At 60.1% G+C, this 17,825-nt stretch carries 13 protein-coding genes; 5 read left to right on the top strand and 8 right to left on the bottom strand.

Going from position 1 to position 17,825, the window contains the following annotated elements:
* Position 1: 1 nt before the first annotated feature.
* The 6 genes from pheT to infC form a co-directional block, all read right to left on the bottom strand.
* Positions 2-2,494 (bottom strand): phenylalanine--tRNA ligase subunit beta, encoded by a 2,493-nt coding sequence (gene pheT, locus HMPREF2820_RS05525; RefSeq protein WP_070603173.1) that lies wholly within the window; start codon positions 2,492-2,494, stop codon positions 2-4.
* A gap of 33 nt (positions 2,495-2,527) precedes the next feature.
* A complete protein-coding gene (gene pheS / locus HMPREF2820_RS05520) occupies positions 2,528-3,577 on the bottom strand; it encodes a phenylalanine--tRNA ligase subunit alpha (RefSeq protein ID WP_070429629.1) in 1,050 nt (349 codons plus the stop codon).
* 98 nt (positions 3,578-3,675) lie between these two features.
* On the bottom strand, positions 3,676-4,506 hold the full coding sequence (locus HMPREF2820_RS05515) for a TrmH family RNA methyltransferase (RefSeq protein WP_070603171.1): 831 nt from the start codon (positions 4,504-4,506) through the stop codon (positions 3,676-3,678).
* A 184-nt stretch (positions 4,507-4,690) separates the two neighbouring features.
* Positions 4,691-5,074 carry a 50S ribosomal protein L20 gene (gene rplT, locus HMPREF2820_RS05510; protein WP_005511721.1) on the bottom strand — a complete coding sequence of 128 codons (384 nt, stop codon included), beginning with the start codon at positions 5,072-5,074 and terminating at the stop codon, positions 4,691-4,693.
* A 77-nt stretch (positions 5,075-5,151) separates the two neighbouring features.
* Positions 5,152-5,346 carry a 50S ribosomal protein L35 gene (rpmI, locus tag HMPREF2820_RS05505; protein ID WP_005511726.1) on the bottom strand — a complete coding sequence of 65 codons (195 nt, stop codon included), beginning with the start codon at positions 5,344-5,346 and terminating at the stop codon, positions 5,152-5,154.
* 76 nt (positions 5,347-5,422) lie between these two features.
* Positions 5,423-5,974 carry a translation initiation factor IF-3 gene (gene infC / locus HMPREF2820_RS05500; RefSeq protein WP_005511730.1) on the bottom strand — a complete coding sequence of 184 codons (552 nt, stop codon included), beginning with the start codon at positions 5,972-5,974 and terminating at the stop codon, positions 5,423-5,425.
* A gap of 411 nt (positions 5,975-6,385) precedes the next feature.
* On the opposite strand from infC, the gene HMPREF2820_RS05495 reads away from it, so the two are divergent.
* Entirely contained in the window at positions 6,386-8,806 is a 2,421-nt protein-coding gene (locus HMPREF2820_RS05495; RefSeq protein ID WP_070603170.1) for a DUF2339 domain-containing protein, read from the top strand.
* A 1-nt stretch (position 8,807) separates the two neighbouring features.
* On the opposite strand, the gene uvrA is transcribed toward HMPREF2820_RS05495, so the two are convergent.
* Complete coding sequence (gene uvrA, locus HMPREF2820_RS05490) at positions 8,808-11,660, bottom strand: excinuclease ABC subunit UvrA (protein WP_016422907.1); 2,853 nt, start codon at positions 11,658-11,660, stop codon at positions 8,808-8,810.
* Positions 11,661-11,799: 139 nt separating this feature from the next.
* Here uvrA and HMPREF2820_RS05485 point away from each other — a divergent pair, with 139 nt between their 5' ends.
* The 4 genes from HMPREF2820_RS05485 to HMPREF2820_RS05470 all read left to right on the top strand — a co-directional run bounded on the left by HMPREF2820_RS05485 (position 11,800) and on the right by HMPREF2820_RS05470 (position 17,221).
* On the top strand, positions 11,800-12,507 hold the full coding sequence (locus HMPREF2820_RS05485; RefSeq protein WP_070603168.1) for an MBL fold metallo-hydrolase: 708 nt from the start codon (positions 11,800-11,802) through the stop codon (positions 12,505-12,507).
* Positions 12,508-12,650: 143 nt separating this feature from the next.
* Positions 12,651-13,520 (top strand): DoxX family protein, encoded by an 870-nt coding sequence (locus HMPREF2820_RS05480; protein ID WP_070603166.1) that lies wholly within the window; start codon positions 12,651-12,653, stop codon positions 13,518-13,520.
* 133 nt (positions 13,521-13,653) lie between these two features.
* Entirely contained in the window at positions 13,654-16,092 is a 2,439-nt protein-coding gene (locus HMPREF2820_RS05475; protein WP_070603164.1) for a HelD family protein, read from the top strand.
* A 34-nt stretch (positions 16,093-16,126) separates the two neighbouring features.
* Positions 16,127-17,221 carry a DNA glycosylase AlkZ-like family protein gene (locus tag HMPREF2820_RS05470; protein ID WP_070603162.1) on the top strand — a complete coding sequence of 365 codons (1,095 nt, stop codon included), beginning with the start codon at positions 16,127-16,129 and terminating at the stop codon, positions 17,219-17,221.
* A 67-nt stretch (positions 17,222-17,288) separates the two neighbouring features.
* On the opposite strand, the gene HMPREF2820_RS05465 is transcribed toward HMPREF2820_RS05470, so the two are convergent.
* Positions 17,289-17,729, bottom strand: coding sequence for a universal stress protein (locus HMPREF2820_RS05465; protein WP_005511992.1), 441 nt, complete (start codon positions 17,727-17,729; stop codon positions 17,289-17,291).
* Positions 17,730-17,825 lie beyond the last annotated feature (96 nt).

Raw genomic sequence — 17,825 nt, 5'->3', positions numbered from 1 at the left:
TTTAGCCACGCAGCTGAGCGCCGTGACGGGTAGTGGCCAGCTCAATGGCCGCCTCGCGAGCCGCGGAAGCTTCCTCTTCCTTCAGCGTACGGTCCGGTGCGCGGAAACGCAGGGAGTACGCCAGTGAGCGAACGCCTTCGCCCATCTGCTCGGAACGGTAAACATCGAAGATACGAATGGATTCGAGGAGCTCACCGGCACCTTCCACCAGAGTCTTCTCCACCTCTGCGGCGGAGACCTCATCGCTGACAACAAGCGCGACGTCCTGGTGGACAGCCGGGAACGGGCTGAGTACCGGCGCCGGCAGGTGCTCCGTCACTGGCAGTGCATCGAGATTAATCTCCATCGCGCAGGTGCGCTCCGGCAGACCAGCGTCCTTGCACACCTTCGGGTGCAGCTCACCGGCGTGGCCGACGACCTCGCCGTCGACAAGCAGCTCAGCGCAGCGGCCCGGGTGCCACGGCAGCACCTCAGCGTTACGGATCTCCAGCTCGACGTTGGCAGCGCGGGCAACAATGCGCGCGGCTTCGATGGCGTCGGCGACGGTGTACGCGGCCTCGTCACCCCACGGGCTATCCAGGCGGATACGACCGCAGGCGACAGTGGCGACGTGCAGCGGCTGCTCCGGCAGCGACTTCAGCAGCTCGGCGCGCTCGGCCTCGCTCGGCAGACCCGCGGTAGATGGCATCGGCGAGACACCGTTACCGCGCTCGATGGATACCTGTTCCACACCGTAGAGCGACAGGTCGACCTGGCCGCGAGCAACATTGCGCTTCAGCGATTCAAGCATGGACGGCAGCAGAGTCGTGCCCAGCTGAGCGTGGTCGGACTCCAACGGGTTGATGACCTTGACGGTGTTACGACGCGGGTCATCAGCGTCCAGGCCCCAGACGTCGAAGACATCGTTGGCAATGAACGGTGTCGGCAGAATCTCCAGGTAGCCATTGTGAGCCAGCGCGTGGCCGACGAAGCGACGACGCAGCTGACGCTCGGTCAGACCGCGACCGGCCGGGGCGATTGGGAGGATAACCGGAATGTCTTCCAGGCCCTCCAGTCGCAGGATTTCCTCAACCAGGTCAGCGGACATGGTCAGGTCGGAGCGCCAGGTCGGCGGAGTGACAGCCAGGCGGTCACCGTTGTCGACGACCTCGCAGCCGACCTCGCGCAGGCGTCCAATGACGGTCTCACGCGGGTAATCAACGCCCGCAACTTCGCTGGCGCGGTTGACGGCAAAGTCAATAGTCGGCATGGTGGCAACCTCACCGAGCAGGGTGCGACCAGTGTCGATAGTGCCGCCGGCGATGTCAGCGAGCAGCTGGCAGGCCAGATTCAGAGCCGGCTCGACCAGAGCGGTGTCCACGCCGCGCTCGAAACGTCGTGAAGCCTCGGAGCTCAGCTTGTGGCGGCGACCACTGCGGAAGACATGCAGCGGCGACCAGTTGGCGGCCTCGAAGACCACATCGGTGGTGTCGTCGGCGATCTCGGAGGTGAGACCACCCATGATGCCGGCCAGCGACTGAATACCATTGTCGTCGCAGATGACAACGTCTGCCGGGTCGAGCTTGCGGTCCACGTGGTCGAGGGTGGTCAGAGTCTCGCCGGCCTTAGCGTTGCGGATGTGCAGGCCACCAGCGATCTTGGAACCGTCGAAAGCGTGCATCGGCTGACCGAGCAGTAGCATCACATAGTTGGTGACGTCCGTGGCCACGTTGACCGGACGCTGACCAGCCAGCAGCAGGCGGCGACGCATCCACCACGGGGTCTCGGCGTTCGGGTCGATGCCGGTGACTCGGCGCAGACCAAAGCGGCGGGTGTCGGTGTCCTCGTCGATAGTGACGTTCAGGACCTCACCTTCGACCGGCAGCTCGTTGACCTTGGCTGGATCGGCGAAGTCGAGGTTGAAGGCGGAGCAGATCTCGCGGCCCAGACCGCGGGCCGACAGCGCGTAACCGCGGTCCGGGGTGATGTTGACCTCGAACTTCTCGTCATCGAGACCGATGAATTCCTTGGCGCACGAACCCAGCTCAGCTGGGGCCGACGGCAGCGTCAGAATACCGGCGGAGGAATCGGTCATACCCAGCTCAGCTTCGGAGCAGAGCATGCCGTTGGAAACCTTGCCGTAAGTCTTCCGTGCGGAAATCTCGAACCCACCCGGCAGCACGCAGCCCGGCAGCGCGACGATAACAATGGAGCCCTCTTCGAAGTTGCGGGCACCACAGATAATCTCCTGCAGCTCGCCGGTGCCATTGGCATCACCGACATTGACCTGACAGAAGCGAATTGGCTTCTTGAAGCCCTCGAGCTCCTCAATGTGGTCGACGCGGCCGAAAACCAGCGGCCCCTCGACCTTCTCCAGCGGCTCGTGCCCCTCGGTTTCAAAACCAACGCGGACAAAGCCCTCATCCAGCTCGTCCGGGGTGACGGACCAGTCCGGGTTGATGGTGTTCTCTGGGCCGCGAACGATTTCAGTGACCCACGACTGTGGAATGAACATGTAAGTAAAACTCCTAATCTGTAGGTCAGTGAATTAGCCGCGGATACCGAACGGCTGCGTGAAACGGACGTCGCCTTCGACCATGTCGCGCATGTCGGTCAGGCCATTGCGGAACTGCAGGGTGCGCTCCAGGCCCATGCCGAACGCGAAGCCCGAGTACACCTCCGGGTCAATGCCAGAGGCCCGCAGCACGTTCGGGTTGACCATGCCGCAGCCGCCCCACTCGATCCAGCCGGCACCGCCCTTCTTGTTCGGGAACCAGACGTCAACCTCAGCGGACGGCTCCGTGAACGGGAAGTAATTAGTGCGCATGCGGGTCTTGGTCTCCGGACCGAACAGCGCCTTTGCCATGTGATCCAGCGTGCCGCGCAGGTGTCCCATAGTCAGCCCCTTGTCCACAGCGAGTCCCTCCACCTGGTGGAAGACCGGGGTGTGGGTGGCGTCGAGCTCATCGGTGCGGAAGGTACGGCCCGGGCAGATAACGTAAATCGGCAGGTCACGCGACTGCAGAGTACGAACCTGAACCGGCGAGGTGTGCGTACGCAGCACCTGCTTGGATCCTTCCGGCGCAATGTGAAAAGTATCCTGCAGAGTACGAGCCGGGTGATCCGGCAGGAAGTTCAGTGCGTCAAAGTTGAAGTATTCGGCTTCCACCTCCGGACCCTCGGCAACTTCCCAGCCCATGCCCACGAAGATGTCACCGATCTGCTCGGACAGGATGGTAATTGGGTGCATACCGCCACGCTGGCCCCGCGTGGTGTCCACCGACACGTCGATACGCTCCGCGACCAGACGACGCGCGTTTTCCTCTTCCTCCAGCACCGCAAGGCGCTCTGCATAGTGCTTTTCGACGGCTCCGCGAACAACATTTACGCGACGACCAGCATCCTTGCGCTCAGCCTTCGGAATGGAGCCCAGCGCGCGGCGAGCCTGCGGAATGTAGCCTTCATCCCCCAAGTGCTCACGGCGGGCGGCAGAAAGCTCATCCAGGTTGCCGGCAGCATCAAAGGCATCCGTGGCCTTCTGCGCAGCCGCCTGGAGGGCGTCCTCGGAAAGATCGATAGGATTTGGCGAATCGCTCACGTGTCAACCACTTCTATATAGGACTATCAGTTCTTGTGATGGAACAATCATAGTCGAGGATAACTGCACACGTGCACGCACCTCACCATCGAGGTTTCCTACTTACCCCGGACCGTCTCCCACAGGCACATGGCCGCTGCGGTGGCGAGGTTCAACGACTCTGCCTCGCCCTTAATCGGGATGGACACACTTGCCCCCGCCGAGGCCGTAATCTCCTCCGACAGGCCATGGGCTTCGTTGCCGAAAAGCCAGGCGACGGGACCGTCGGGAAGCGCATCAACGCCGAGCGTGAGAGCGCCATCCATCGCCGTGGCGAGGGTGGTAAAGCCCGCTTCCCTAACTTTCTCCATAACGACGTCAATATCGCGCTCGCGTGCGACAGGGGTATGAAAAACAGAACCTGCCGAGGAACGCACGGCCTTAGAATTCAACGGGTCAACCGAATCGCCAGCAAGGATAACCGCACCAGCTCCGAGAGCATCAGTCATACGCACAATCGTGCCGACATTACCCGGGTCATTGCACTCCACCGGAATCACCAAACAGCCGGACCGCTTTCCAACCTCAATAGCCTCTTCCAACGAAGTGGACACCGCACCTGTGTCGCAGACGGCGAAGAGTCCGGTGGTGGTGACAGTTTCGCTCAAAGAGCGGGCAGCGGAGTCGTCGATAAGCGAAACAGACTTACGCTGCGTCCCAGATTCGAGATACCCCGTGAGCAGCTCTCGGAACTGCTCGGCGGCGGCAGCGGTGACGAAGATTTCCACGACAGCCTCTGCGCGGATAGCTGCATCGACGGAATTGAAGCCCTCAATGAGGAAGTGACCGGCCTTCTTCCGCTTGGCCGCACGGTGGAGCTGAATAGCCGCCGAGACTCGCGGAGTGCGAGGAGTAAACGGCTCGTCGTTGAAGTACAGCGCAGAGTTCATAGTGATTAATCCTAGTGATGCGGCTCGGGATTCATAACCGCCAGCAGGCCAGTGCGAATACGAAAAACCACCGCCGAGGGTATTCGTTAACCCAATCGACGGTGGTTTTTCAAAGATGTTGGCAGGCGCACTGCCAGTAAGCAGACGCTTGCCGACGCTACGTACGAGTTACCTCGTAGCTGCTTTACTTAGCAGCAGGAGCGTTGACGTCCTCCGGCAGAGCGTCCTTAGCGACCTTGACCAGAGCAGCGAATGCCTGCGGGTCGTTGACAGCCAGCTCAGCCAGGTTCTTACGGTCAACCTCAACGCCAGCCAGGTTCAGGCCCTGGACGAAGCGGTTGTAGGTGATGTCGTTAGCGCGGGCAGCAGCGTTGATGCGCTGAATCCACAGACGACGGAACTGACCCTTACGGTGGCGGCGATCGCGGAACTCGTAGGTCTTGGAGTGGAGCATCTGCTCCTTGGCCTTGCGGTACAGGCGGGAGCGCTGACCACGGTAGCCCTTTGCGGAATCGAGAACTTCGCGACGCTTCTTCTTAGCGTTAACAGACCGCTTCACACGTGCCACGGTGATACTTCCTTTTCGTTGTCTTTAAGAACTAGTGAAATTAAGAGGGCGATTGCCCTGGGACGAGGCTTGAAAAACTAAGCCTTGCCCAGCAGACGCTTGACGCGCTTGACGTCCGACTTAGCAACGTCCGTGGTGCCCTTCAGGCGACGGGTACGAGTGGACGGCTTGCCCTCCAGGAGGTGGCGGCGATTAGCCTGCTCGCGGCGCAGCTTGCCGGAACCGGTAACCTTGATGCGCTTTGCGGTGCCCTTGTGGGTCTTCTGCTTCATGTTAAAACTCTCCCCTACCGATCTTTGACGCTCGTGGCGCAAAAATCTCGTTTACAACCATTTCTGGTCAGGTCGGTTACTTCTTACCCTTATTCCGAACCGGCCCCAGGACCATAGTCATGTTGCGACCGTCCTGCTTCGGGCGAGACTCGACGGTGCCGTACTCTTCGACATCGGCGGCCAGACGCTCCAACAGGCGGAATCCCAGTTCTGGACGAGACTGTTCACGGCCACGGAACATAATCGTGACCTTGACCTTCGAACCCTTTTCCAAGAAACGAACAACGTTATTCTTCTTGGTTTCGTAGTCGTGGTCATCAATCTTCGGACGGAACTTCTGCTCCTTGACCACAGTCTGCTGCTGGTTCTTTCGAGCCTCGCGTGCCTTCTGGGCTTGTTCGTACTTGAACTTGCCGTAGTCCATAATCTTGGCGACCGGCGGCTTTGCTCGCGGAGCAACCTCAACCAGGTCAAGGTCTGCTTCGTAAGCGAGCTTGAGTGCGTCACCGGTGCGGACAACGCCCACCTGCTCACCATTCGGTCCTACAAGGCGGACTTCCGGTACTCGAATATCCTCGTTAATACGAGCTTCAGCGCTGATGTGGCCTCCTAGGTTGAACCTGAACAATCTTCGTTTCAAACCGCGATAGCAAGCGGGAAAGGAAGAAAAGCCACGCGTCTACAGCGGATTACTACACACTGTATAAGGACGCCTTCCAATCGTGCGATGTGACATCACCGATTAGGGTGGACCCCGGCGCTACCGTAATTCTTTGGCGCACCTAGGGTGGGACTTAAATCCTCTTCGCTGCCGAATGCAACTAAATGCTCCCCGAAGGCAGCAAACATCGCATTCTGGCGGTCGTAGACGAGATGTTAACACAGCTGTTCTCGCACACCAAAACCGACGCTTATGCCAGGTTATTTACCACCAGCTCCCCGGCGCACTACCGAGCGCTTAAAAGTGCAATCCGAATTGTAATCAGATTGGTAGATTCTCTCCATAGTTTTTAGGCCAAACACGATTAAAGTCGTCACCATGAATACTGGCTCCAACGGCTTTGGCCCTAAAGCCGAGAACACCGATCCTAATCAGCATTCCGCCCGATACGACAAGCCTCCGACCGGCGATTTTGTCCTGACCGGCGACTCCGTCTCAGAGCTTTCCCATGCTCTGGCAGATCTCGAAGCTAGCTCGCTTCGGCTGGCTCAGCTGACTCATACTTGGCAGGTGCGCCTTTCTCAGGAAAGCGGGCAAGCGCCGACTGGACCGCACGCGCCTCAAGGTGCGACTCAAGCGCCGCCCCATGCTGCACCTCAAGGGACACCTCAACACAATCCGCAACCGCCGCCAGCGCCCAGTCCGCCACTAGAGCAGGCACCTCGTCCCCGTTGGGAACCGCAGGCTGAGCAGACGCTGGCCACACCGCAGTATCCCCAGCAGTCTCAGCAGATGCAGGTGCCACCACCGCCAACGCAAGCTGACTGGCGGAACCAACCAGCACCCCTGCCACAGAGCGACGCAACTGCGCAGCCGATGTTCGGCTTCCCCTCTGCCCACCAATGGCGGCGGGATTCGAAGTCGCCACAGTCTTCTCCCTCGCCACAGTCTTCTCCCACAGACTCCACCCCGCCACCGAAGCTGCCAGAGGCACCGCGCGAACCTCGCGAGCCCTGGTGGCGCAACGAGAAGGCAATCATCAGAATCATCGCCATCTTCGGTGGTCTCATCACCGCTGCCGGTATCGCGTTTTTCGTCGCGGTCGCAATCCAATCCGGCCTGATTGGACCGGCCGGTCGTGTGGTCCTGGCTTACTTGTTGGCCGCCGTGCTCGCGGTCGCGGCTGTGCGAGCGCACCGTCGTCAAGCACCGCCTGCTGGTGTGACGGCGTTGATTGCGACATCACTAGCCGCTGCGCACCTGACAACGATGTCGATGTCCTACCTCCTCGACTGGATTCCGGTGGCCGCGACGCTGGTCATCATGCTGCCTTTCGCCGCAGTCGGTCTATACGGCGCGCGGTGGACGAAGTCGAGTGCAACCGCGGCGTGGACAATCACAATCAACACCGGATTAATGCTGTGGGCGACGATCGGCCTCAACTTCCACGCCCGCCCGCTGAGCTCCTCGCTCGCGCAAATCACCCTTCAACTGATGGTCATCGCCGCTATCGTCGGCCTCCTGAACGTCCCCTTCCGGAAGTACGTAGTCGCATTCCTGCTCGGCGCAAACGTTCTCATCGGCGTAATCACGACCAACAATGCACTGGTGATGCCCGCAATCGCCGCACTCACCATTGCCCTTTTCGCGTTTGCCCAGTTCGGCCCGCTGGCGTTGGCTCGCCAACTCACTCCCGAGCTTGACGACGAGCCTTCGGAAACCAGCACCTGGGAAGACGATCTGGTCACCATCACGTCAGTAGTTGCCTTCTCGACTCCGGTTGTAGCTGCAGTCCCCACGGTCAACGCCGCACAGTCCACCTCCAGCCTCTGGTTGCTGCTCTACGGCGGATTCGTGCTGTTCATCGCAATTGCTGCAGTATTCCTTTGGAACCGTGCCATCTTCCGCTATCTCGCCCCAATGGCCTTAGCCACGGCAATTCTGCCCTGGCTAGCGCTCGCGGTGGCAGGCCCGGAAAGGAGCTCAGGAGCCGATACTGGACCCCACTCTTGGGGTCTCATCCCAATCTCTATCGGTGCCGCGCTCTTTGTCTGGGCGCTGGCCACAGCACCGAAGCACGGCGCGATTGGCGCACGACTACAGGCTCCTGAACCAACCCGGGATGCCGTCGCACCATATACAAAGATTGCGGCACTGACCTGGCTGCTCGGCGCAACGGTAGTACACCTCTACATCCTGCCCGCAGCATTGAATGCCGGTGCTGCGGACGACTACTCGGCAACGTGGGCAGAAATGCTTTCGCTGTTGTTCCTGCTGTGCGCCGACGTCGGCCTGGCCGTGACGGCAGCGAGGTCGCAGCTACCGCCAGCTTTTGCACTGATTGGCCTGGCTGCACTGGGTATGCCATTTATCATGCTGCTCACGACTATTGGCGTGAGCTTCAACGCTGCACACATGTTGTTGAGTATTTTCTGGGCCACGATTGCCGGCATGCTGGTGCTATCGAAGAGGTTCCACCACATTCCGGCGCGACTGGCAGCGGGTTTAACGATTGCGGCGCTGTCTATCGTCAAGCTGATCTTCTACGACATGGCAACGCTCGATGGCGTTATCCGCGCCTTGGCGTTCCTCGGCTGTGGTCTGATTCTGCTGGCCATGGCGGTCTCCGGGGCAAAGCAGAAGAGTGCCGAGGAGCCGGCGGCACCGGAGCGTGACGGCACCGCCAGCGATACTGACGCTGCCGCCGCTGCCGATGCCGACCCCGTTGCTGACAGACTGGAAGGCTTCACCCGCACCGACGGTCCTGGAATTTCCGACGGAAACGAGCCGACTACCTAAGCTACTTAAGCAGCGGCTTCAGGTACTGCCCGGTGTGGGAGCCGGAACAGTTCGCGACATCCTCCGGCGTGCCCTCTACAACCACGGTGCCACCGCCGGAGCCGCCTTCCGGCCCCATGTCGATGATCCAATCCGCAGACTTGATGACATCCAAATTGTGCTCAATGACAATGACGGTGTTGCCCTTGTCCACCAGGCCCTGCAACACCAACATGAGCTTGCGGATGTCCTCAAAATGCAGCCCCGTGGTCGGCTCATCCAAGATGTAGACCGTCCGGCCATTGGAGCGCTTCTGCAGCTCACTGGCCAGCTTTACACGCTGAGCCTCACCGCCCGAGAGTGTGGTTGCCGCCTGCCCGAGACGGACATAGCCCAGGCCGACGTCGACAAGCGTATTGAGATAACGCGCAATCGACTGAATCGGCTCGAAGAACTCCGCTGCCTCGGAGATGGGCATGTCCAGAACCTCAGCGATGGTCTTGCCCTTGTAACGAACCTCCAGCGTTTCGCGGTTGTAGCGCGCGCCGTGGCAAACCTCGCAAGGCACATAGACATCCGGCAGGAAGTTCATCTCAATCTTGATGGTGCCGTCGCCCTTACACGCCTCACAGCGGCCGCCCTTGACGTTGAAGCTGAATCGACCGGGCTTATAGCCACGAACCTTGGCCTCTTGTGTCTCGGCGAAGAGATTGCGGATCTTGTCGAACACACCGGTGTACGTCGCTGGGTTGGAACGCGGGGTGCGACCAATCGGCGACTGATCAACTTGCACCAGCTTGTCCAGCTGATCCAACCCCTCCACGCGGCTGTGTCGACCCGGCACCTGACGAGCACCGTTGAGCTCGTTGCTCATCACCTTGGCCAGGATTTCGTTGACCAAGGTGGACTTGCCGGACCCGGAAACACCCGTAACGCAGGTCAACACGCCGAGGGGGAACTTCACGTCAATCTTCTTCAGGTTGTTTTCGCGAGCGCCCTTGACCGTCACCATGCGCGACTTATCAATCGCACGACGGTTCTCCGGCACCGCCAATACCCGACGACCCGAGAGATACGCACCTGTCAGTGATTCCTCGCAGTCAACGATGCCAGACGGTTCACCCTGGTAGACGATCTGCCCACCGTATTCACCGGCCTTTGGCCCAATGTCGACCAGCCAATCGGCCTCGCGAATCGTGTCCTCATCATGCTCGACCACAATCAGGGTATTGCCCAGGTCGCGCAGGTTTTTCAGAGTCTTGATTAGACGGTTGTTATCACGCTGGTGAAGACCAATCGAGGGCTCATCCAAGACGTAGAGCACGCCAGCGAGCCCCGAACCAATCTGTGTGGCCAGACGAATTCGCTGCGCTTCACCACCGGACAGCGTGCCTGCCGAACGAGACAGGGACAGATAATCCAGGCCAACGTCAAGCAGGAACTTCAGACGAGCCTGCACCTCACGCAGAACACGCCCGGCAATCATTTCCTCGCGCTTGCCCAGAGTCAGCGAATTCAGGAATGCCGAGCCATCGTGAACCGATAGCTCTGTCAGCTCGGCAATATTCTTCTGCCCGAACTCCGCCGAATCCAACGTCACCGAAAGAATTTCCGGACGCAAACGAGTACCGCTACATGCCGGGCACGGCACCTCACGCATGTACCCCTGGAAACGCTCCTTCTGAGAGTCGCTCTCCGCCTGTGACAGCTTGCGGTGCAGGTACGGCATCACGCCTTCGAAAGGTGCGGTGTACTGGCGAGTGCGGCCATACCGATTGCGGTAACGCACCGTGACCTTGTGGCTGGAACCATGCAGCAGAGCCTTGCGCTGCGGCGCTGTAAGTTCCTCAAAAGGCGTGGTCGGGTCGAAGCTCATCTCGGTGGCGAGCCCCTCGACCAGTTTTTCAAAGTACTTCTTGTTCAGCGTCTGCCGCCACGGCGCAATCGCCTCAATCGTCGGCAGCGACGGATCTGGAATCACCAGGTCCGTGTCCACCTCCAGCTTGGTACCGATACCGTCACACTCCGGGCACGCACCATACGGCGAGTTAAAGGAAAACGACCGTGGCTCCAACTCATCGATAGCAATACGGTGCCCATTCGGGCAGGCCATCTTCTCCGAGAACCGCTGGGTTCGACGCGGGTCGTCCGCCTCTAGCCCAACGGCGTCGATGACCACGACGCCGTCGGCAAGCAGAAGCGCCGTTTCGACGGAATCGGTGAGCCTGCGCTGCTGCGACTCCTTCACCTGGAGACGGTCAATGACCACGTCAATGTCATGCTTGACCTGCTTCTTCAGCTTCGGCGGATCCGTCAGACGGTGCATTTCACCATCGACGATGACACGCGCGTATCCCTCGGATGCGAGGCGTTCAAACAGGTCGACGAATTCACCCTTGCGCGTGCGCACGACGGGTGCGAGGACCTGGAATTTGGTGCCCTCCGGCATTTCCATGACCTGATCGACGATCTGCTGTGGAGTCTGTGAGGAGATTACTTCCCCACAGGTCGGACAGTGCGGTGTACCGGTGCGCGCGTAGAGAAGACGCAGGTAGTCATACACTTCAGTGATGGTTCCGACGGTCGAGCGCGGGTTGCGGTTCGTCGACTTCTGGTCGATCGACACCGCCGGCGAGAGCCCCTCAATCATCTCTACATCGGGCTTTTCCATCTGCCCCAGGAACATGCGCGCATAGGAGCTCAGCGACTCCACGTAACGGCGCTGGCCCTCGGCGAAAATTGTGTCAAATGCCAGTGACGATTTACCCGACCCCGACAGACCGGTGAAAACCACCATCTTGTCTCTGGGCAAATCGATGTCAACACCCTGCAGGTTATGCTCGCGGGCGCCTCTGACCACTAGACGTTCAGCCACAGTGGGAAACCTCAATTCGTCGACGATTCACTGCCGACTAGTCTACAGCCCATAACCAATTTTTCGCACATGTGTTCAGAGACTCGTGGTTACGTTGCGTTCCTAGCGCGCCGACAGACACCTCATTACCCTGGGGCGCATGAACGACGACATTACAATCAGCCCCTACTCCAACTCGCCAAGCACGCGCGGCGTTGAGCGCATTGACTACGGCAATGTCACTATTTACAAGACCTCCGTCGGACCGATGGAGAACAACGTCTACCTTTTGGTCGACTCCCGCGAGCCCGACAATTCTCTACTTATCGACGCCGCCACCGACGCCGACCACCTAATCCGCCTGGTTGAGCACGTCGGCGCGCAGGTCCGCACGATTGTCACCACGCACTCCCACGGCGATCACGTTCAGGCGCTCGGCGAGCTCCTGCAGTCATTCCCGGCCCGCCACATCACGTCCAGCCTCGACGCTGCCGACATTCCCGAGCCCGCCGACCAGCAGCTCGACGGAGGCGAGACCATCACGTTCGGCGAGGACATCACGATGCCCACGTTCATCCTGCGCGGACACACCAAGGGCGGCCTCTGCCTCGACCTGTCCGCCAAGGAGGCCGGCGCGCTTTCCGAGGGCACCCCGTCACACCACCTCTTCGTCGGTGACAGCATCTTCCCAGGCGGTGTCGGAAAGACGTACTCCCCCGAGGATTTCACGCAGCTTATCGACGATGTCGAGAGCCGCGTCTTCCACGTTTACCCCGCCGACTCGGTGATTCACCCCGGCCACGGCAAAGACACCACAGTTGGTGTCGAGAGCCCCGAGGTCGAGAGCTGGCGCCAGCGTGGTTGGTAGCGCTGGATGCAGTCGCAGCGTCTGAAAAACTGGTCATTCCCGCGACATAAATAGGCCAGGCTGCGTAGGATTAATAGTGAATTACAGCGACCAGATGGCCAAAAACACGGTTTCACCTGGACGACAAAGGAGATGGAATTTAGATGATTCGCAAGTTTGCCCGACCAATGCTGGCCTCGGTTTTCGTTGCCGACGGTGTCGACACGCTGATGAACCAGAAGGATCATGAAGAGGGCGCACGCGACCTGATTGCCCGCGTCCGCTCCGTAACCCCGAACCAGTACAACAAGTACGTGCCAAATAGCGAGAAGCTGGTTGTCCAGGTCGTCGCTGGCACCAAGGTTGCTGCGGGTTCCCTCTACGCTCTGGGTAAGGCCCCACGCCTGTCCGCCACCGCTCTGGTCGCTGCACAAGTTCCGACGATGCTGGCTCGCCACGCATTCTGGGAGACCCAGGATTCGAAGGAGAAGGCAGCTCGCCGCACTGGTTTCCTGACCGACATCGGTCTGCTGGGTGGCCTCTTCCTGGCTACTGCTGACACCGACGGTAAGCCGGGTGTCGCTTGGCGCGCTGAGAAGGCTGGCAAGCAGCTGAACAAGAAGGTTCAGGCTGCCCTGCCGACCAAGTCTGAAACCGAGCAGCGCACTGAGGAAATCAGCGCAGCCTTCGCTTCCGCCGGCGAGAACGTCCGCGAAAAGGCCGGGCTGCTCCGCGACCGCGCATCTGAGGCTACCGATGAGGCTCGTGAATACGTCGAGGACAACAAGGACGGCTGGCGCGAGCAGCTCACCGACGCCTTCGACACCGCTAAGAGCTACGTCGAGGACAACAAGGACGACTGGATTGCCAAGGCCACCGAGCTCGCTGAGGACGCGCGCGACTACGCCGAGGACCTGGGCAAGGACCTCAAGAAGGACACCCGCAAGCAGCGCAAGGAACTGCGCAAGCGCGCAGCCAAGGCTTCCAAGGAGGCCAAGAAGTCCGCAAAGAAGGCGCAGAAGCGCCTGCAGTAAGTTTGCTGCCGCAGTTAAGGCGGTATACTTAAACGCTCCCCACGCCACTACGCGTGCGGGGGCGTTTTCATATTTTTATATTCATTCAGCACATCAGTTAGCACTAATTTTGCGATTCGTTGAGGAGACCAGGTTGGCGTCGCGCGCATCCGAGCCCGGGCAGGACCAGACAGGCCGCATTGGCCACACTGGCCAGGCAGGTCTGCCGGACCAGGCAAGTTCAGCACCACAGCGAGAAGAAGAAAGCATCCTCGCTGCCGAACAGGCCTACGTCGACCGTGCGTTCAGCTTCCTCGACCGGGCACGCGAGCGCGACCAAGAGTACCTGCGCCAGGTCATGCTCATCGACGACCCAGACCCGCAAGCCCGCGTTGAACGCGAGGTGGAATACCACCGACTACAGGCTAATCTGGACCGCTACCGCTCAGCCGAGATTGGCCTGGTCTTTGGTCGAATCGATATCGATGACACAGACCCCGACAATCCTTTGTCAGAGGAAGGGCCGGGGGCGACCGTCGATAAGCGATACATCGGGCGAATCGGCCTGTCCGATGAAGACGACGACTACCGCACGGTCATCATGGATTGGCGTGCCGACGGCGCGCGCCCGTTTTACCTGGCCACGACCGCGCATCCCGAGGGAGTCAGTCTGCGTCGACACCTGCGCACTCACGGCCGGAAGGTCCGCAGCATTGACGACGAATGGCTCTCCGGCGAGGAAGCCGACAGCGCACACGAGACCGAAGTTGAAGCGGGCGTCGGTGGCGAATCGGTGCTGCGGGAGGTCATGAATCAAGCGCGCACCGGCCATATGCGCGGCATTGTGGAGACCATTCAGCGCGAGCAGGACCTCATCATCCGCGACTCCACCCGCGGCACCCTGGTCGTCCAGGGCGGTCCCGGCACAGGCAAGACGGCAGTGGCGCTGCATCGCGTCGCATGGCTTCTCTATACCTACCGCGATCAACTGGCGAAAACCGGTGTCCTCATCATCGGCCCGAACACAACCTTCCTCGACTACATCTCGCGCGTGCTGCCGAGCCTCGGCGAAACGGGCGTGGTACTGACCACCATTGCCGATCTCTACCCCGGCGTGCGCGGTTCCAACGCGCTTATCGACGGACACAACCCCGAACCCCTGGTTGCGCAGGAAGTTAAGGGCTCGATTGAGATGCTCACTATCCTGCGCGAAGCCGTGCGGGCCTACCAGGAGCTCCCCGCGGAACCTCTTGAAGTCCGGAACGACAACATCACCCTGACGATCACACCTGACATGGTGAAAGCTGCACGCACGCGTGCGCGGCGGACTCGGAAACCCCACAATCTGGCCCGGCCGATTTTCCGCGATCACGTGGTGGAGCTCCTGGCCGCGCAGATGGCCGAGGTCATCGGCGCCGACCCGCTGGGCGGCGAGAACCTGCTGTCCGTGACCGACGTTGCCGACCTGCGCGACGAAATCGACGAATCCGGAGCAGTCGCCGACATCCTCGACGAGCTGTGGCCCGCACTCACACCCGAGCGGGTGCTGTCGGAACTCCTGAGTTCCCGCGAGGCCATCGACTACGCCGCCAGCGATTACGACGAGCTGACGCGCGAGGCTCTCTACCGGCCGGAAGGCACCGACTGGATGCCTTCCGACGCCCCGCTTCTCGACGAGCTGGCGGAACTCCTCGGCCCGGTTGGTGAATCGGAGGCCGATGAAGAGGATTGGCAGGCCCGCGTCGAGGAGGCGCAGGGCGCGTTGGATACCCTGTCCAGTTCTGCATCCCAGGATCTTGACGACGGCTTCGAGGCCGAGATTTTGTCAGCGTATGACGTCATCGATGCCGAGGCACTGGCCGAACGCCACCGTGAGCGCGACCTGCGATCCACCGCCGAGCGGGCGGCGGCGGATCGCCTGTGGGCCTACGGCCATGTCATCGTCGACGAGGCTCAGGAACTCTCCGCGATGGCCTGGCGAATGCTGCGCCGCCGCAGCCCCAACGGCTGGATGACTCTCGTCGGTGACGTGGCCCAGACGGGCTCCCCCGCAGGTGCCGCGACCTGGGACGATGTGCTGGAACCCATCATCGGCGCGAGGTGGCATCTCCACGAGCTGACCGTCAACTACCGCACCCCAGCTGAGGTGATGGAGGTTGCCGCCAGCGTCCTGGCTCAGATTGATCCGGAGCTGGAGGCGCCGCAGTCGATCCGCGCGACCGGCCGCAAGCCTGTTCAGGCTCGCACCGTGACGGAGGCTCTGGCGCATGTGGAGCAGGTTGCGCAGCCAGACCGCCTGGTCGCTGTAATCGCGCCCGCCGAGTTGCTCGAAGCCACGCGCGCGGAGGTGCGGGAGTTCCTCGGTGGTGGAGCTGGTGGCAGCAAGCTCACCAACTGCGCGGTCTACGACATTACGACCTCAAAAGGCCTGGAATTCGACGAGGTCATCGTCGTTGCGCCCGACCAGATTGTGGCACAGTCTCCGCAGGGGCTACAGGACCTGTATGTTGCTCTGACTCGTGCGACCCAGGGGCTAATTGTTGTGGCGCCTCAGCAGTCAGGCGTTTTGCCGGAGCTGCAGTGGTTAGAATGACGAGGATAGTGCCGTACAGAATGAGTGAGACATAATGTCCCAAAACTATCTACCTCAGCTAGCTGAACTTCGCGCACGCCGTCTCATTGCCCAGGGGTTAGCTGCAAGTCAAGCACGCAGCGATTGGAATACAAACCTCAAGTCGCCTGCATTATCAGCAACGCATGGCATGGTTGCTCTGCAAGGACAGAATTATTCGAACGGTGTTGATGCCATCGCCTTGCGCAGTGGCAGCACCACCGACGATGTTTTAGCAGCCATTTCTTCTTACGACATCGTTCGCTGTTGGTCGCAACGAGGCACCCTGCACTTTGTTTCAGCGCAAGACGCGGGAGCAATTATGAGGTTGACGAATCCGCGCATCGAAAAGGCAGCAGCAAGACGTCGTACGACACTCGGTCTTTCTCAAGATGATGTGCAGACCGCACGGGCAGCATTTCATTCCGAATTGCACTCACGTGGTCTGTCCGACCCGCTTACTCGGACTGAAGCCTATGAGGTTTTCGCAGATCATGGAATAGACCCCACGGAGCAAAGAGGTCCTCACCTACTGCGCACATTCGGCGGCGAAGGTGCTGTCGTCCAAGGGCCACGAAAAGGATCCGAAGATACCTTCGTCCTGCTTGCCGACGTAACTTTCAAAGGCGGCCTCTCAGGAAATACCACAGACGGCTCCAGCACAGAACACTCAGCTGAATCCACGCTGGCCGACATTGCCTGGCGCTATGTTAATTCCCGCGGACCTATCTGTGTAGCTGACTTCGCGTGGTGGCTGGGGCTGACGAAAACTCAAGCGAAAAAGGCCCTTAAGCTTATCGACCACTTAATAGTTCCTTTCTCCCTCGATTCCTCTGCCTCTCCGCACGCGCCAACTGACACAGAATTCACCGGCGAAGAACTCGCACAAAATGAGTACTTCATCCCGACATGGCAGCAGAACGTAACTGAGGCCGAGCTTGAAGCCGCGCTTTCACTGACGCTTCGACTGCCCGCTTTTGACGAGTACCTCATGGGCTACGGCAGCCGCACCGAAGTTCTTCCTGAATCCCTTCGCAACCAGGTCTTAACCAGAAACGGAATTAGTTGGCCTTTTGTAGTTGAAGAAGGGATTATCACCGGCCGGCAATAGAAAAACCGGCACCTCAACTCAGGGATGCCGGTTTAAACGAAAGCTAGATTATTAGCTCACCGTTTTGTTAGCTCACAGTGTGAACGATCATGACGTCACAGTCCGACTGACGAGCAACATCAGCCGGCACAGAGCCCAGCAGACGACCAGTCAGCGAGTTAATGCCGCGGTTACCAACCACCAGCAGGTCAGCGCGACGGTCAGTGACCAGAGACATCAGAGCCTCAACCGGGGAGCCGGAACGAACCTCGGTCTCAACCTTGGTAGCGCCGACGGCCTCTGCGGCCTCCTTAGCAGCAGCCAGGTTCTTCTGAGCCGGATCATCACCGAGGACCTGAACCGAATCCTGGCGCAGGGTCTTGGACGCATCCTCTGCAGTCTCGTAGTAAGCGCAGCCGATAACCAGGGTGGCATCGAAAGCAGCAGCAATCGAGGCAGCGCGCTCTACTGCGAGCAGCGACGACTTAGAACCATCCGTGCCGACAACAATGGTCTTGTAATCACTCATGAAAACTATCCCTCACTGTGGAAGTTGCATTAAAACAGTTCATCGTGCGTAACGCCGTCGTTGCCCCGAACCCACTGGCCAGAGCCACTTTCGCGA

This window comes from Corynebacterium sp. HMSC064E08 (assembly GCF_001811805.1).
GTDB lineage: Bacteria > Actinomycetota > Actinomycetes > Mycobacteriales > Mycobacteriaceae > Corynebacterium > Corynebacterium jeikeium_D.
The sequence above is the reverse complement of the archived record's forward strand: the minus strand, read 5'-3'. Positions and strand labels throughout refer to the sequence as shown.

Bases quoted from the DNA above. Each gene is read 5' to 3' on its own strand.
- pheT (WP_070603173.1), bottom strand. From the start codon at position 2,494: ATGTTCATTCCACAGTCGTGGGTCACTGAAATCGTTCGCGGCCCAGAG.
- HMPREF2820_RS05515 (WP_070603171.1), bottom strand. From the start codon at position 4,506: ATGAACTCTGCGCTGTACTTCAACGACGAGCCGTTTACTCCTCGCACT.
- rpmI (WP_005511726.1), bottom strand. From the start codon at position 5,346: ATGAAGCAGAAGACCCACAAGGGCACCGCAAAGCGCATCAAGGTTACC.
- HMPREF2820_RS05495 (WP_070603170.1), top strand. From the start codon at position 6,386: ATGAATACTGGCTCCAACGGCTTTGGCCCTAAAGCCGAGAACACCGAT.
- HMPREF2820_RS05485 (WP_070603168.1), top strand. From the start codon at position 11,800: ATGAACGACGACATTACAATCAGCCCCTACTCCAACTCGCCAAGCACG.
- HMPREF2820_RS05480 (WP_070603166.1), top strand. From the start codon at position 12,651: ATGATTCGCAAGTTTGCCCGACCAATGCTGGCCTCGGTTTTCGTTGCC.
- HMPREF2820_RS05470 (WP_070603162.1), top strand. From the start codon at position 16,127: ATGTCCCAAAACTATCTACCTCAGCTAGCTGAACTTCGCGCACGCCGT.
- HMPREF2820_RS05465 (WP_005511992.1), bottom strand. From the start codon at position 17,729: ATGAGTGATTACAAGACCATTGTTGTCGGCACGGATGGTTCTAAGTCG.